Annotated in this window: 6 protein-coding genes; 2 read left to right on the forward strand and 4 right to left on the reverse strand. The window is 65.5% G+C overall.

What is annotated here, in order from left to right; genetic code table 11:
- Positions 1-77: 77 nt before the first annotated feature.
- Complete coding sequence (locus tag HUK68_RS10815) at positions 78-12,539, reverse strand: Ig-like domain-containing protein (protein WP_175504150.1); 12,462 nt, start codon at positions 12,537-12,539, stop codon at positions 78-80.
- A 672-nt stretch (positions 12,540-13,211) separates the two neighbouring features.
- On the opposite strand from HUK68_RS10815, the gene HUK68_RS10820 reads away from it, so the two are divergent.
- On the forward strand, positions 13,212-14,189 hold the full coding sequence (locus tag HUK68_RS10820) for a tripartite tricarboxylate transporter substrate binding protein (RefSeq protein ID WP_175504151.1): 978 nt from the start codon (positions 13,212-13,214) through the stop codon (positions 14,187-14,189).
- 5 nt (positions 14,190-14,194) lie between these two features.
- On the forward strand, positions 14,195-14,974 hold the full coding sequence (locus tag HUK68_RS10825; RefSeq protein WP_175504152.1) for an alpha/beta fold hydrolase: 780 nt from the start codon (positions 14,195-14,197) through the stop codon (positions 14,972-14,974).
- Between the two features lie 24 nt (positions 14,975-14,998).
- Here the strand turns inward: HUK68_RS10825 and HUK68_RS10830 are convergent, their stop codons facing one another.
- Genes HUK68_RS10830 through HUK68_RS10840 form a run of 3 tightly spaced genes read right to left on the reverse strand, consistent with a single transcriptional unit; the run spans position 14,999 to position 17,248 of the window.
- Positions 14,999-16,180 (reverse strand): MFS transporter, encoded by a 1,182-nt coding sequence (locus HUK68_RS10830; protein ID WP_175504153.1) that lies wholly within the window; start codon positions 16,178-16,180, stop codon positions 14,999-15,001.
- Positions 16,180-16,644 carry a GNAT family N-acetyltransferase gene (locus HUK68_RS10835; protein WP_175504154.1) on the reverse strand — a complete coding sequence of 155 codons (465 nt, stop codon included), beginning with the start codon at positions 16,642-16,644 and terminating at the stop codon, positions 16,180-16,182. The genes HUK68_RS10830 and HUK68_RS10835 overlap by 1 nt, the downstream gene beginning before the upstream one ends.
- Before the next feature lie 34 nt (positions 16,645-16,678).
- Positions 16,679-17,248, reverse strand: coding sequence for a helix-turn-helix domain-containing protein (locus tag HUK68_RS10840; protein ID WP_175504155.1), 570 nt, complete (start codon positions 17,246-17,248; stop codon positions 16,679-16,681).
- Between the last annotated feature and the right edge of the window lie 98 nt (positions 17,249-17,346).

The raw sequence follows: 17,346 nt of genomic DNA on the forward strand, positions 1-17,346 counted from the left end.
TACTGGATGCACCCTGCCCGTGCCCGCCAACCCGCGCCGCATCGGCGCTCGGGGGTTGGGCGGTCACGGGGCCGAGATCATCCGGTCACCTTTCGGCCTGGCAACTGGTGGGCCCGGGCATTGAGCTGCTGGCGGAAGGAGCCGTTGCTCGGCAGGCGTTGGTGTTCCCCCTGTGCCTCCTTGCCGCGTTGCGCCTCTCCCAGCGCCGCAATCTCCAGCAACCGCTGATTTGCATCTGCCAGGGTCTGCGCTGGCGTCTCGGCTTCGGCTGGCGAGGCCCCGAGCAGTGCCATTGGCGCATCGACCGCATCCAGGGACGCGGGCATTCCAGGGCGTGTCGTGGCATCGGCCCGAACGCCTTGCATGTCTGCTGGCGACTTTCCAAGCAGGTTCTGCACGAGGCGGTTCCAGAATTCGCCCATCTGCTGCGAATCCTGCACGGCACGGCCCACGTAGATCACGTTGGCAGGGTTGGTCAGCAGGCCTGCGCCGATCGACGACGCCTGCATTTCGCCCGTATGGGTGATTCCGGGATCATTGCCCAGCACTTCGCGATCGGCCTGCTCGGCCTGGCTGGTCGCGACCGCAGGGGCAACAAACACCGCGGGGTGCAGCGGCGCGTCCATGCGTGCGACCCGGTTGAAGTCGTCCCAGTAGAAGAACACTCCTGGCATGCCGCTCACATCGTTGCTGCCCGCGCCCAGGTTCGCGCCCGGCGATGCTGCGTCCGGACGGCTCCCGTCCTGCGGCGGCGTCGCGCCAGGCTGGCTCGAGTTGACCGGCGGACGGATATCGACCGTGACCACCGCGGTCGTTGTGCCGCCACGGCCGTCGTCCACCGACACCACGAAGCTATCCGTTCCCGATGCGCCTTGGGCAGGGACGTAGACAAATTCGCCAGTCTGCTCATTGAGGATCACAGAGCCCTTGGCCGGCGCCTGCGCCACCGCATAGCCCAGCGGATCGCCATCGGCGTCGGAGCCTGCCAGCTGGCCAGCGACGGGAACCCCTTCGTCCGCCGTCATTTGCGCCGGCGGCAGCGCCGGTCGGGCATTGACATCCACCGTGACGGTGGTCGTGGCCTTTGCGCCCTGGCCATCGTCGACCGTCACCTCGAACGCGTCGGGTCCGTGGTATCCCGGCCGGGGAACGTAGATGAAGGAGCCATCGGGCGCGATGGTGACCGTGCCGTGGTCCGGGCCCTTGGGGCCGGCGCCAAAGCTCAGCGCATCGCCGTCCACATCGGATCCCGTCACCTTGCCGCCGACCGGGGTCCCGTCATTGGTCTTCACTGCCAGGGGATCCGCCTGCGGCGCATCATTCACCGGCGTGACCATCACGGTGACCGTGGCGGTGGTCCTGCCGCCCTGGCCATCGTCGACCGTCACCTCGAAGCGGTCGGTGCCGTTGAAGTCCTGGTTCGGCGTATAGGTGTAGGAGCCGTCGGCGCGAACCACCACGCTGCCGTTGCCGGGATCGCTGCCCTTGGAATAGGTCAGAGCGTCACCATCCACATCGCTGCCCACGACGCGGCCCGACAAGGGCGTGTCTTCCGGTGTGGTCTCGCTTTGGTCAGGCGCCACAGGCACATCATTCACCGGCGTGACTTGCACCGTGATGGTGGCCGTGACCTTGCCGCCCCTGCCATCGTCCACCGTCACCTCGAAGGTGTCGGCGCCGTGATAGTTCGCATCCGGTGTATAGGTGTACGCATTGGTGCCGGGCGTGAGCACCACCGTGCCATGGGATGGCGGCGTGGTGAGCGAATACTCCAGGGTATCGCCATCGGGGTCGATCGCGGGAACCAGGCCAGACACCGACGTGTCCTCGGGCGTCGTCACGGACAGCGAGGGAGGCACTTCGGGACTGCGATTGTCGATGTCCGGTGGGACATGCCCAACCTGGCCGGCTTCGGGATTCGTGACCAGCGGACTGTAGGGGTCGCGCGGATCGATAGGCACCCAGATGCTGCCCTGGCCATCGTCGTTGATGGTGGCATTGCCGGTTGCCGATGCCTGGCCGCCCACGACCTGCACTTGCAAGGCGAAGTCCTCGATGATCTCGGTGAGCGCATCGTTGACGATGGGCGTGCGCACCAGCAGCTTGCCGTCGGCACCCGTGATTTGCACTGAGATGCCGTTGTAGTCAGCCCAGGTTGCGCCTCCATCGAGCGAGTACTGCAGGTTGTGGCTGTCCGTGCTGCCGAAGTCGGTTCCCCCGCCGGTCGCCGTGCCATCCACCAGCTGCAGCGTCAGCTTCTGTCCCTGCGCGCCTTGCACGGCAAATACGGCGTGCGAGGACGCTTCGTTGACATCGATGCTGTTGACGCTGACCGTGCGGTCGTCGTCGAACACCGGTGGCGTCACGCCCGGAAGCACCGGATCGGTCGAATTCACCGGCACCAGCGGTCCGTTCGGCAAAGCCGGATCGGCAGGCTGCCAGATCGTGCCCGTGCCATCGTCCTTGATGGTGGCCGTACCGCTTGCTGCGGTGCCGCCCGTATTGGTGGCCGTCAGCGTGAATTGCTCAGCGCCTTCGGTCACCCGGTCATTGACAATGGCCACGCGCACCTGCAGCTTGCCGCCTGCAGGAATCTCGACCAGCTGGCCAGCGGTGTAGCTGCTCCAATGCGTGCCATCAAAGTATTCCAGCGTCGCGCCAAAGTCGACGCCACCGCCGGTGGCCGTGCCATCGGTCAGGGACAGCATCACCTTCTGGCCCGCCGCACCCGTGACTTCAAACACGCCATGGCCCGAAGCTTCATTGACATCGATGCTGTTGACGCTGACCGTGCGGTCGTCGTCAAACACCGGTGGCGTCACGCCCGGAAGCACCGGGTCGGTCGGGTTGACCGGAACCAGAGGTCCATTGGGCAAAGCCGGATCGGCCGGTTGCCAGATCGTGCCCGTGCCATCGTCCTTGATGGTGGCCGTACCGCTTGCGCCCGTGCCGCCCGTATTGGTGGCCGTCAGCGTGAATTGCTCGTCGCCCTCGGTCACCCGGTCATTGACGATGGCCACGCGCACCTGCAGCTTGCCGCCCACGGGAATCTCGACCAGCTGGCCCGCCGTGTAGCTGGTCCATTGCGTGCCATCAAAGTATTCAAGGGTGGTGCCATAGTCGGCGCCGCCCCTGGCCGTGCCATCGATCAGTGCGAGCGTGAGCTTCTGGCCCGCTGCGCCGCTGACTTCAAACACGCCATGGCCCGAAGCTTCGTTGACATCGATGCTGTTGACGCTGACCGTACGGTCGTCGTCAAACACCGGTGGCGTCACGCCCGGAAGCACCGGGTCGGTCGGGTTGACGGGAACCAGAGGTCCGTTTGGCACCGCCGGATCGGCAGGCTGCCAGATCGTGCCCGTGCCATCGTCCTTGATGGTCGCCGTACCGCTTGCGCCCGTGCCGCCCGTGTTGGTGGCCGTCAGCGTGAATTGCTCGGTGCCTTCGACCACCGTGTCATTGACGATGGCCACGCGCACCTGCAGCTTGCCGCCTGCGGGAATCTCGACCAGCTGGCCCGCCGTGTAGCTGGTCCATTGCGTACCATTGAAGTATTCAAGGGTGGTGCCATAGTCGGCGCCACCCGTGGCCGTACCGTCGGTCAGTGCCAGCGTGAGCTTCTGGCCCGCCGCACCTGTGACTTCAAACACGCCATGGCCCGACGCTTCGTTGACATCGATGCTGTTGACGCTGACCGTACGGTCGTCGTCAAACACCGGTGGCGTCACGCCCGGAAGCACCGGGTCGGTCGGGTTGACCGGAACCAGAGGTCCGTTCGGCAAAGCCGGATCGGCAGGCTGCCAGATCGTGCCCGTGCCATCGTCCTTGATGGTGGCCGTACCGCTTGCTGCGGTGCCGCCGGTATTGGTGGCCGTCAGCGTGAATTGCTCGGCGCCTTCGGCCACGGTGTCATTGACGATGGCTACGCGCACCTGCAGCTTGCCGCCCGCGGGAATCTCAACCAGCGCACCGGCCGTATAGCTGTTCCATTGCGTGCCATCAAAGTATTCCAGCGCCGCGCCAAAGTCCACGCCGCCGCCCGTGGCGGTGCCATCGGTCAGTGCCAGCGTGAGCTTCTGGCCCGCCGCACCCGTGACTTCAAACACGCCATGGCCCGATGCTTCATTGACATCGATGCTGTTGACGCCGACCGTGCGGTCATCGTCAAACACCGGTGGCGTCACGCCCGGAAGCACTGGATCTGTAGGGCCGACCGGAACCAGTAGTCCGTTTGGCACCGCCGGATCGGCCGGTTGCCAGATCGTGCCCGTGCCATCATCCTTGATGGTGGCCGTACCGCTTGTGCCCGTGCCGCCCGTATTGGTGGCCGTCAGCGTGAATTGCTCGGCGCCTTCGACCACGGTGTCATTGACGATGGCCACGCGCACCTGCAGCTTGCCGCCTGCGGGAATCTCGACCAGCTGGCCTGCCGTGTAGCTGGTCCATTGCGTACCATTGAAGTATTCCAGCGCCGCGCCAAAGTCGACGCCGCCGCCCGTGGCGGTGCCATCGGTCAGTGCGAGCGTGAGCTTCTGGCCGGCCGCACCCGTGACTTCAAACACGCCATGGCCCGAAGCTTCGTTGACATCGATGCTATTGACGCCGACCGTGCGGTCGTCGTCAAACACCGGTGGCTTCACGCCCGGAAGCACCGGGTCGGTCGGGTTGACCGGAACCAGAGGTCCATTGGGCAAAGCCGGATCGGCAGGCTGCCAGATCGTGCCCGTGCCGTCGTCCTTGATGGTGGCCGTACCGCTTGCGCCCGTGCCGCCCGTGTTGGTGGCCGTCAGCGTGAATTGCTCGGTGCCTTCGACCACCGTGTCATTGACGATGGCCACGCGCACCTGCAGCTTGCCGCCTGCGGGAATCTCGACCAGCTGGCCTGCCGTATAGCTGTTCCATTGCGTGCCATCAAAGTATTCCAGCGCCGCGCCAAAGTCCACGCCACCGCCGGTGGCCGTGCCATCGGTCAGTGCGAGCGTGAGCTTCTGGCCGGCCGCACCCGTGACTTCAAACACGCCATGGCCCGAAGCTTCGTTGACATCGATGCTATTGACGCCGACCGTGCGGTCGTCGTCAAACACCGGTGGCGTCACGCCAGGCGTAACTGGGTCGGTCGGATTCACCGGAACCAGTGGTCCGTTCGGCAAAGCCGGATCGGCCGGCTGCCAGATCGTGCCCGTGCCATCGTCCTTGATGGTGGCCGTGCCGCTCGCTGCGGTGCCGCCGGCATTGGTGGCCGTCAGCGTGAATTGCTCGGCGCCTTCGGTCACCCGGTCATTGACAATGGCCACGCGCACCTGCAGCTTGCCGCCTGCGGGAATCTCAACCAGCTGGCCCGCCGTGTAGCTGGTCCATTGCGTACCATTGAAGTATTCAAGGGTGGTGCCATAGTCGGCGCCGCCCGTGGCCGTGCCATCGGTCAGTGCCAGCGTGAGCTTCTGGCCCGCCGCACCCGTGACTTCAAACACGCCATGGCCCGAAGCTTCGTTGACATCGATGCTATTGACGCCGACCGTGCGGTCATCGTCAAACACCGGTGGCTTCACGCCCGGAAGCACCGGGTCGGTCGGGTTGACCGGCACCAGCGGTCCGTTCGGCAAAGCCGGATCGGCAGGCTGCCAGATCGTGCCCGTGCCATCGTCCTTGATGGTGGCCGTACCGCTTGCTGCGGTGCCGCCCGTATTGGTGGCCGTCAGCGTGAATTGCTCAGCGCCTTCGGTCACCCGGTCATTGACAATGGCCACGCGCACCTGCAGCTTGCCGCCTGCAGGAATCTCGACCAGCTGGCCAGCGGTGTAGCTGCTCCAATGCGTGCCATCAAAGTATTCCAGCGTCGCGCCAAAGTCGACGCCACCGCCGGTGGCCGTGCCATCGGTCAGGGACAGCATCACCTTCTGGCCCGCCGCACCCGTGACTTCAAACACGCCATGGCCCGAAGCTTCATTGACATCGATGCTGTTGACGCTGACCGTGCGGTCGTCGTCAAACACCGGTGGCGTCACGCCCGGAAGCACCGGGTCGGTCGGGTTGACCGGAACCAGAGGTCCATTGGGCAAAGCCGGATCGGCCGGTTGCCAGATCGTGCCCGTGCCATCGTCCTTGATGGTGGCCGTACCGCTTGCGCCCGTGCCGCCCGTATTGGTGGCCGTCAGCGTGAATTGCTCGTCGCCCTCGGTCACCCGGTCATTGACGATGGCCACGCGCACCTGCAGCTTGCCGCCCACGGGAATCTCGACCAGCTGGCCCGCCGTGTAGCTGGTCCATTGCGTGCCATCAAAGTATTCAAGGGTGGTGCCATAGTCGGCGCCGCCCCTGGCCGTGCCATCGATCAGTGCGAGCGTGAGCTTCTGGCCCGCTGCGCCGCTGACTTCAAACACGCCATGGCCCGAAGCTTCGTTGACATCGATGCTGTTGACGCTGACCGTACGGTCGTCGTCAAACACCGGTGGCGTCACGCCCGGAAGCACCGGGTCGGTCGGGTTGACGGGAACCAGAGGTCCGTTTGGCACCGCCGGATCGGCAGGCTGCCAGATCGTGCCCGTGCCATCGTCCTTGATGGTCGCCGTACCGCTTGCGCCCGTGCCGCCCGTGTTGGTGGCCGTCAGCGTGAATTGCTCGGTGCCTTCGACCACCGTGTCATTGACGATGGCCACGCGCACCTGCAGCTTGCCGCCTGCGGGAATCTCGACCAGCTGGCCCGCCGTGTAGCTGGTCCATTGCGTACCATTGAAGTATTCAAGGGTGGTGCCATAGTCGGCGCCACCCGTGGCCGTACCGTCGGTCAGTGCCAGCGTGAGCTTCTGGCCCGCCGCACCTGTGACTTCAAACACGCCATGGCCCGACGCTTCGTTGACATCGATGCTGTTGACGCTGACCGTACGGTCGTCGTCAAACACCGGTGGCGTCACGCCCGGAAGCACCGGGTCGGTCGGGTTGACCGGAACCAGAGGTCCGTTCGGCAAAGCCGGATCGGCAGGCTGCCAGATCGTGCCCGTGCCATCGTCCTTGATGGTGGCCGTACCGCTTGCTGCGGTGCCGCCGGTATTGGTGGCCGTCAGCGTGAATTGCTCGGCGCCTTCGGCCACGGTGTCATTGACGATGGCTACGCGCACCTGCAGCTTGCCGCCCGCGGGAATCTCAACCAGCGCACCGGCCGTATAGCTGTTCCATTGCGTGCCATCAAAGTATTCCAGCGCCGCGCCAAAGTCCACGCCGCCGCCCGTGGCGGTGCCATCGGTCAGTGCCAGCGTGAGCTTCTGGCCCGCCGCACCCGTGACTTCAAACACGCCATGGCCCGATGCTTCATTGACATCGATGCTGTTGACGCCGACCGTGCGGTCATCGTCAAACACCGGTGGCGTCACGCCCGGAAGCACTGGATCTGTAGGGCCGACCGGAACCAGTAGTCCGTTTGGCACCGCCGGATCGGCCGGTTGCCAGATCGTGCCCGTGCCATCATCCTTGATGGTGGCCGTACCGCTTGCGCCCGTGCCGCCCGTATTGGTGGCCGTCAGCGTGAATTGCTCGGCGCCTTCGGTCACCCGGTCATTGACAATGGCCACGCGCACCTGCAGCTTGCCGCCCGCGGGAATCTCTACCAGCGCACCGGCTGTATAGCTGCTCCAATACGTGCCATCAAAGTATTCAAGCGCCGCACCAAAGTCCACGCCGCCGCCCGTGGCCGTGCCATCGGTCAGTGCGAGCGTCACCTTCTGGCCGGCCGCACCCGTGACTTCAAACACGCCATGGCCCGAAGCTTCGTTGACATCGATGCTGCTGACGCTGACCGCACGGTCATCGTCGAACACCGGTGGCGTCACGCCAGGCGTGACTGGATCGGTCGGGTTGACCGGTACCAGCGGTCCGTTCGGCAAAGCCGGATCGGCCGGCTGCCAGCGGGTGCCCGTGCCATCGTCCTTGATGGTGGCCGTGCCGGTGCCGGTGTTGTCGCCAATGATCTCATTTGCGCCATAAACGGGCGTAACGATCAAAGCAAAGGTTTCTCCGTTATCGGCAATGTCGTCGTTGACGATGGCCACTCGAACGAGCAGCTTGCCGCTGGGATCGACCGGCACCGCCTCACCGGTCGTATATGCGCTCCAGCCGGTGCCGTTCCAGTATTGCAGGCCTGATCCTGCCGATTGGCCGTAGTCAACGCCTTGGCCCGTGGCCGCATCGCTGCCCACGGCATCGGGCAATGCCAGTTGGACGCTGGTGCCTGGCAGAGCCTGCACATCGAATACCGCATATCCCGAGCCTTCGTTCACCACCGGGCTGCTGACAAGGACGGGCTTGATCGCCACGGTGCCGCTGCCCAGGTCGCTGACGTTGCCCGCCGCGTCCTTGACGCTGGCGTTGATCGTGTACGTGTTGCCTTTCACCATCGCCACGCCATCCGGCAAGCGCAGGCTCCAGGTATTGTTGTCGCGCTTGAGATAGGTATCGCCCAGAGCCTCGCCTTCCGTGAAGCTATAGGTGATGCCGCCGATGACGATGGAGACCGTCAACACTTCGCCATCGCGCACCTCTCCCTTGCCAGTGATCACCGGCGTGGTGTCATGGGTGATCTGATCCAACACCCCGGGTGCGTCGGGCGGGGTCAGGTCGATGACCAGCTCGTTGGTGGTCAGGTCCTTGACGGGAGAGCCGCCATGGGGCGTGACGGACACCTCGACGGGATATTTGCCTTCGGGCATCTCGTCAGCCGATGGAATCTGCAGGGTCCAGGTGTGCTCATCGGCCTTGTATTGCAGCGGGCTGGAACCATTGTCCTGGCCCTCGTGCCACACATAAGTCTTGCCATTGACCTCGACCGTGAGCGTACCGTCCACCGGCACATTCGCCTCGCCGGTGATGACAGGCGTGGTGTCGTTGGTGGTTTTCCGGTCCACCGTGGGCACGTCGGGACCATTCGTGCCATTGCCGCCAATGACGTTCACCGTTGCCGTTGCAGGGGTGGCGGTGGCTCCTGCCTTGTCGGTGGCCGTGAAAGCAAAGCTGCGGCCGCCATTGGTAGCGGACACGCCGGCGTCGTTGCGGTACGAGATATCGCGCACGAGGGCCTGGGCCTGCGCGGCAGTGATTTCCCCGGGCAGGTTGGCCCCCCCATTCACCCCCACGGGCGTCAGCGTGAACTTGCCGGCCGCATAGGTGACCACCACCTCGACGCCGCCCACCGTGATCGCGCCCGAAGGCAGATCGCTGCCGTTGGCTTTCAGCGCGGTACCGCCAAAAACCAGTGTTTCATGGTCGCCATCGCGCAGGCCGCTGACGGCTATATCGATGCGCGTCACGCGGTTGGAGTTCTCCTGCACCGTCGCTTCATGCACTGGCGAAGTATCGTTGTCCAGGCTGACAGTGGTGGAACTGCCAGCGGTGAACTGCGCCGTGTGATCGCGCGTGACATCGCTGCCCGCATCCAGATCGATCAGCGGAGCGGTGTTGTCGATCTGGAAGCTGATGCTGCCGCCTTGGGCGAGGTCATTGCCTGCATCGTCCACGATGCTCGCAGTGCCCGGACGGGTCGGATCATTGGGTCCGTTCTTGAGGATCAGCTCGTAGTCACCCGTGGGATTGGTGACCTTGCCCAGATCGATGTACCAGATAGCCGGGTCATTGGAGTCCTGTCTGATCGGCGTATCCGCAGGCAACGCGACCGGAGTGCCGTCGCGCACGAGGATGAAGTCTCCGACATCGACGTTTTGAACGGCCTCGTTGAACGTCACCTTGATCTCGCCAACAGGCGTATACCGCGGCCCGGTGTTGCCGTCGACCACCTCCAGCTGGCTGACCTGGGGCGGCGCATGATCCGGTCCCTGCACCATGATGGCGTAGTCTTCGACCTCGCCGTCCATGCGGGCGCCGTAGGACCGTGGATCCCGGCCGTCCACGTTGGTGACGGCTCCGGCGTAACTGTCGCTCCAGCGGTCTTGCGTGGCGCCCAGCGTCTGCGTCTCGGACGTGATGCGGAAACGCGCATAGGTAGCCACACCATCGGCGAGCTGCAGTCCTGCGCCCCCCGGAATGTTCCAGGTCACCGTCACCGTGCCGTTTTTCGTCCCGGCCGGGACGATATAGGTCACTGCCTCTTCGACGCCGAACTTCCCATCGCCGTTGAAATCCAGCCAGGCAATCAGCTTGGCATCCTTGCCGCTATCGTTGTTGACGGCAACATCCACCGAGTAAGAGCTTGCTTCCTGGCGCAGCGCAGGAAAGATCTTCACGCCGTCGTCGTCGCTCACGCCACTGCTGTTGGTATCGCTGTCGGCGCCCGCCGAAGGCGTGCCGGTCATCTCATAGCCGTCGGGCTTCTGGCCCAGCGAAACCTTGTTTCCAAGCTGGTTGTGACGAGGGCCCTGCGCATCCAGGCTGGTCTTGTAGCTGTCGGGTGCGTCGCCGAAATCCAGGTTGATGGTGACGATGCGTCCCGCGTCGCCGGAGCTCGGCAGCGTGCGCGAGGGGTCGGCGTCGATCCGATCGAGCTGATTGGTCGCCACATTGATGCGGCCCAGCTGCGTGGTGCTGATGTTGAAGTAGAAATACCCGTTGTTGTCGAAATACTGCATTGCGGCGCTGGTGACGCCGTTGATGGTGGTCGACGTGGCCGTGACGCCGGTCGGCTTGCCTTCGGCATCGCGTGCGACGACGATCTTGCGCAATGCGTCGGTGGCGGCCGAATACAAGTCGCCCTGCGCATTGAACGCCATGTCGCTGCCGGGTGCATTCGAAGCGATGCTGATCGGTGCAAGCCACTGCTGGAAGGTGTTCGACTGCGGATTCAGGTCCAGCAGATAGAACTTGTTTGACGAGTACAGCCACATGATGCCGTGGTTGTCGATGTCTGCCGTGACCACCGAGGCATTCGATGGCGGCGCATTGGTGCCGCCATACTGGCTGGACACCCGGGTGACCGTGCCGTCCGCATCGATTCTGACAACGAACTTGTTCGTATTGTCCGAAGCATAGAGATGGCCGTCGATGGAATTGAAGCCCAGGCCGTTCAAGCTCAAGCTGGAGAAATCGTTGAAATTTCCTCCGCCAATCTTGGCAACCGTCTCCAGCGTGCCCATGACCAGGTTCACGCCGACCAGGTCCTGGCCACTGCCACCGGTATTGGGAACCGCACCGACCAGGTAGGCCGTGGTGCTGTCGTCGATGGAGAAAGCCGCGCCCAGCACGCGCATCTCGCGCGTCGCCGCAACGGAAGAGGTCTGGCCATCATTGACGCTGACGCTGATGCTGCGCGACTGGTTTACGCCCCCTGCCGTATGGAAAGTGATCTGCCCCAGCGCCATCTGGTAGGCGGCCAGACTGGCATGGCCGCTCAGCGTGAGCGTGCCGGTACTGCTGTTGAATGCTGCCTCTATTCCCTTGGGCAGGCTGCCTTTGATCGCCAGCACGTCGCTGGCACTGCGGTTGGCGCCGATCTGGATCGTCGCACTCTCCAGGAAGGTATCGTCCGAGTCGCTCAAGACGAAGTTGCCGTTGAACAGCACCTTGGCACCGTCGCCCATGCTGAACCACTGGTGCTTGGATGGCAGCGCATCGAACACCGGCCTTTGGTTGTTGCTGTTGGTTTGGTTCAGCAAATCCAGGCTATCGAAAGCTGCGACCTGGTTGCCGACGACGTCGCGCAGCGCGGTGCCATGGTAGCCCACCTTCACGCTCTGACCTGCGATGGCTGCGGCCGACAGCGTGAGCCTCACGCTCTGGCCGTCGACGACGACGCGGTTGACCGTCACCGCAGCCCCGTTGATGGAAACGACGAAGTCGCCAGCGCCAGGGACCTGCCCCGCATCCAGCGCATGCAGGTCGTTGAACTCCAGGGTCACGACGATGTCGCTGACTGCGCTGGCCGCACTGACTTGCGGCGGCATGTTGTCGATCACCAGGACAGCACTGCCCACCGCAGTGTTGCCGGCGGCGTCGCTGCTGCGGATCACCAGGCTGTGCGCGCCTTCGGCCAACGCCGCTCCCGTGTAGGTCAAGCCCCAACTGCCGCTGCCATCGGCCTTGGCGGTGCCCAGCAGCGTGCTGCCGATGTACAAGCGCACCGTATCGCCGGCGTCGGCCTTGCCGCTGAACTGCAGGCCGCTGGTCTGGTTGGTGGCGATCCGGGCGCCGTCAATACTGCCTCCGCTCAAGCCGCTCACATAGGCCGCGGTGATCACGCCATCGATCGTGTAGCTGTCGTCGCGCTTGCCATCGGCAGGATTCGTCTCTGTCACCGGGCGCGAATTGCCGTCCCGGCTGGTGATGCCGGAGTTCGCGGCCAGATCGATGTTGAGTGTGCCGGTCGCTCCCTGCAGGCCGCTGACCGTCACATCGTATTGCGTGCCGTTCAGATCCACCTGCGATACGAGCTGGATGGTCGCGCCACTTACCGACCCGGCAGCGATGACGAAAGAGTTCCCGCTGACGCCCTGCACTCCCTCGCTGAAGGTGACCCGAAAAGTGACGCTGTCGGCGTTGGTCGTCTCGAAGCTCGGACTCTGCCGCACGATGCCCTCGACGGTGGGATCGGAGCTGGCGCCCATGAGCGCCGCGAAACCCATGAATGGCGTGCTGTCCGCTGCATTGCCATCAGGCGCATTCCCCGTGTTCCTGTCAGCGTCCGTATCCTGATGGGCGTCATCCCGCGTGGCATCTGCGATCGCCACGGCGCCAGCGCCGTCGAATAACAACCGGGGTTCCAGGGCCAGAACCCGACTGTTGGACCGAAGACGTGATTTCTTGTGTGACATGGAACTCTTAGACGATTGCGGATACGGACTCACCGCCGGACTTTCGACCTTCAATGGCCGCTGGGAGACAGCCTGCGTCAAATGACTGGCACAGTCGGGCAAACCGTACATTTTGCCAAAAAAAACACGAAATGTGACATATTTCTTGTGGCGTTGGCGAGAAATCGAGTTCTCCCAAGGGATGTGGTTCGACCGCAGGGCGCGAGCCGCAGCGTCCCGCCATGCACTCGATGGATCACGCCGCCATGATGCGCAGCCCGCGCATTTGGCCCTCGACGCCGGCGGACGTGCAATATCACGTCCCCATCCAAAACAGATAAGCAAGCGCGAAAAGCTTCGTAGCCACGGCCCAGGTGCCCATCGCAAGATGGGCGCCTGTTTCTTTTTCAACGAGTCTCCGGTATGCGCTTTCCGCTCGCTTTGGGCCCTGCTTCAGCCACCGCCGCCGCCCCTGGGCGCAGTCCCATGACGCCGATATCCGGAACGCGCCGGGCCTGGCTGGCCGCCGCCGCCGCGGCGCTGGCAGCCAGCACCGGGGCCCATGCCGCCATCGGCGGTGACCGCAATGTGCGCCTGGTGCTGCCGCTGGCGCCCGGTGGCGCCATGGACGTGCTGGGCCGGGAACTCGCGAATGCCCTGGCGTCGCGGCTGGGTGCGAGCTTCGTGGTCGAGAACCGCGCGGGCGCGGGCGGCAATCTGGCGCACGAACTCGTGGCGGGCGAAAAACCCGACGGCCACACGCTGCTGCTGACCAGCAATGCGCTGGTGGCAAACGTCACGCTGTTCGAGGGCAAGGTGCGTTACGACCCGGTGCGCAGTTTCGCGCCCGTGAGCATCATCGCCAGTTCTCCCACCGTGATCGTGGTGCGCAGCGACGCGGCCGCACGCGACATGCGGGCGCTCGCAAGGCAGGCGCGCAGCGCCGGTCTCAACGTCGGCACGCCAGGCTTTGGCAACGGCAACCACCTCGCGCTGGTGAAGCTGCACCGCGCCCGGGGCGGCGACTGGCGCCATATTCCCTACAAAGGAGCGGGGCCGGCACTGGTCGGGCTGCTGGGCGGCGAGACGGATGCGGCCATCGTGGCCCTGCCGGCGGCGCAGGCCCATATCCAGGCCGGCCGCCTGCGCGCGCTGGCGGTGGTGCAGGAGCGGCGCAGCAGCCTCGCGCCCGAGGTTCCCACGTTGGCCGAGGCGGGCATCACCATCGATCTCGAGAACGGCTGGTTCGGTTTGCTGGCACCGGCTGGCACGCCGCAGGCCGTCGTGGACCGCGTGCAGCAAGCCGTGGCCGGCGCGCTGGCCAATCCGCAACTGCGTGCGCAACTCGCGCGCCAGGGATTCGAGCCCGTGGGCAGCTCGTCGCAGGCATTTGCGCGCCAGCTCGACCGGGATGTCGCCAGCTTTCCGCCGCTGCTCAAGAGCCTTGGCGCCCGGGTGGAGTGACACGCATGCCTGAGCTGTATCTTGGCGCGAAGCTGCATTACGAAATCTACGGACCGGATGCCGGCGCCCCGCCCCGGCTGCCGGTGCTGCTGCTCGCCCCGGGCGGACTGCGTTCGCGCATCGGCCTGTGGCGCCACACCCATGACGGCCGCGCGCGCAACTGGCCCGACCCCACGGTGGAGCTGGCACGCGCGCGCCAGGTCGTTGCCATGGACCAGCGCAACGCCGGCCAGTCCTTTGCGCTCGTGGGGCCGCAAGACGGCTGGGACAGCTTTGCTGCCGACCAGCTGGGCCTGCTCGATGCGCTGGGCATCGAGCGCTTCCATGTGCTGGGCGCGTGCATAGGCTCGTCGTTTGCCTTGCGCCTGGCCGAACTCGCGCCGCAGCGCGTGGCCTCGGCGGTGCTGCAGCAGCCGATCGGCTGGTCGCCGCGCAATGCGCCGCTGCGGCGCGAGAATTTCCAGGTCTGGGTGGACGGCGCCGCCGACCGCCTCGCGGGCGTGCCGCCTGCGCACCTGCAGGCGCTGGAGCAGAACCTGTTCGGCGGCGAGGACTTCGTGTTCAGCGTCTCGCGCGACTTCGTGCGCAGCACGCGCACGCCGCTGCTGGTGCTGGCGGGCAACGATGTGCACCACCCGGCGCAGATTTCGCGCGAGTTGGCCGAACTGGCGCCGCATGCCGAGCTGATCGAGAAGTGGCGTGGCGAGTCGCGCCGCAGCGCCTATCTCGCGGGCGTGCTGGAATTCCTCGACCGGTCGGAGCAGCCGCCACGGATTTCCGCCTGATGGCGTGACCGAGGCCGGGGCGTGCTAGCGGCGCCAGTCTCCCGCGAAAGCCGCTGGGCTCCCGACGCCGACGCAAAGCGTCGCCGCCAGCATCAGGCAGGCGACCAGCATCAGTGCCATGGACAGCGAGGCTAACGCCAGCACGCTGCTGGTGAGAATGATGCCGACGGCATTGGCCGTGCGCAGCAGGCCGAAGACCTCGGCGCGTTGCTGCGGCGGCGCCAGGGCATCGAGGGTTAGCGAGTAGTGCGTGCCCAGCGGCGCCGTCACCGCGCCCATCATCACCACGCCCACCATCGTCAGCGGCAACGAGGCCTGCAGCGCCACCAGCAGCGTGCCGAAGCTCATCATGGCCAGCTGGACCAGGACCATGCGCCGCGTGGCACGCAGATTTCGGATGCCTATCCACAGGCCGCCCGCGGCCGAAGCCACGCACAGCGGCACGGTGAACAGCACGGCATACGCCGCCTCGAAACCGAAGTCGAGCGCCAGCGCCACCGCGCCAATCTCGATCGCGGCCACGGCCGCGCCGCTGGCCGTCGCGCACAGCAGCCACAGCGCAATCGGCGCACCGATGCCCGTCCCGACCAAGCTGGGAGCCGCAGGCAGCGCAGGCAGCGGATCGGGCGCGGCCACGGATGGAACCAGCAGCGCCGGCAGCGCGCCCAATGCGGTCAGCATCAGCACCGCAAACACCGGCGACACCACGCCCAGTCCCGAAGCGGCCACCGGGGCCAGTACAAAGGTCAGCTCGTTGAGTGTCGCCGCCAGGCCCAGCGCGCGTGGCAGCCGCGCGGCAGTGACCAGCTGGTTCAGGATCACGCGCAGGTAACCGTGGGCTGCGCCGTTCGCCAGGCCTGCCAGTGCGGCCAGCACGATCAGCGCGCCAAACGAGGCTTCGAGCCATGCAGCCAGCGCCAGCGCCGCCAGGGCCAGCGAGCGGCCCAGCACCAGCGCACGCAGAAAGCCCACGGGTGCAAAGCGCCGGCCGATACGGCTCAGCGGCAGCACGGCCGCGACCTGCGCCAGCGTCATCGCCAGGATCAGCGCCGCCCCATCGGTGGCTTCACCGGTCAAGCCCAGCGCCAGCAGCGCAAACGCAATCGGGCTCGCGGCCTGGGGCACATTCAGCGTGGCCGTGGCAAAAAGCCAGCGGATCAGCGGCCCGGAACGGTCGGTTGCGGCCGCGCTGCCGTGCAGCCCCATCAGGCCGGCACCGCTACCGCAGGTTTGACCATGTCGATATGCGCAATTCCGTCCTCGTCATACACCTCGCCCACAGGCTGGAAGCCCAGCGAAGCATAGAACTTCTGCAGGTGGGCCTGCGCGCCGATGCGGATGCCCATGCCGGGATAGCGCGCCTCGGTGAACGCAATGGCCTCGGCCACCAGCGCGCGGCCCAGCTGCCGATTGCGGAATTCCCGCAGCGTCATGACCCGTCCGATCGAGGGCTCATGGAATTTGATGCCGGGCTCGACCACGCGCGCGCAGGCGGCAAATGCCCCGTCCGCCAGCACCCGCAGATGCCAGGAGTGCAGGTCCGCGCCATCGGCTTCCTGGTAGGCGCACTGCTGCTCCACGACGAACACGGCTTCGCGCGCCTGGATCACTTCGTACATTTCCACGGCCGTCAACGCCTGCATGCGGTCCCATTTGAAACTCAACTCCATCTTCAATATTCCCTCTTCCTTGATTGCGGACAGCTCAACGGTAGTGCCTCTTGACGACGAGATAGCGCGCCGGCACGGCGGCCGGGTTGCCGAATGCGTTTTCTTCGGTCGTCGATATGCGCGCACAGTCCCCGGGCTGCAGTTCGTAGACCGTGTCTGCGCTGCGCAGGTGCAAACGGCCTTCGAGCAAGAGGATCTGGTCTTGCGAATGCAGGCTTTGCGTGGCGGCAAAGGTGACGCTCCGGCCCGCGGGCAGCTCCACCGCGACGACCTCCACCTCACCATCGCCGCCGGGCGGAGACACCAGCCGGCGGATATAGCCGGTGGCCGGATCGGCCCATGACGGCTGCTGCGCCATGCGGCGCATCTCCGGGCCTGCCGCGACCGGCTCGCTCATCAGCGCGGACAGGCTCAGGCCCATGGCATCGCCGATCTTGGACAGCAGCACTGCCGTGGGACTGCTCTGCCCGCGCTCGATCCTCGAAATCATGGCGCGGCTGACGCCGGCGCTGGCGGCCAACTGGTCGAGCGTCAAACCGCGGCGCGTGCGCTCATCGCGAACGCGCCGCGGGATCAGGCTCTCGGGTGATGTGGTTGGAGGCATAACCCTCTAATATACTGGAATTCCACTATAGTGGAACGGAGGACAGCTGCAGCGCTTCGGCATGCGCAATGTGGATGCGCCGCGGTGTCGCGGCATGG

This window comes from Comamonas antarctica (assembly GCF_013363755.1).
Lineage (GTDB): Bacteria > Pseudomonadota > Gammaproteobacteria > Burkholderiales > Burkholderiaceae_C > Comamonas > Comamonas antarctica.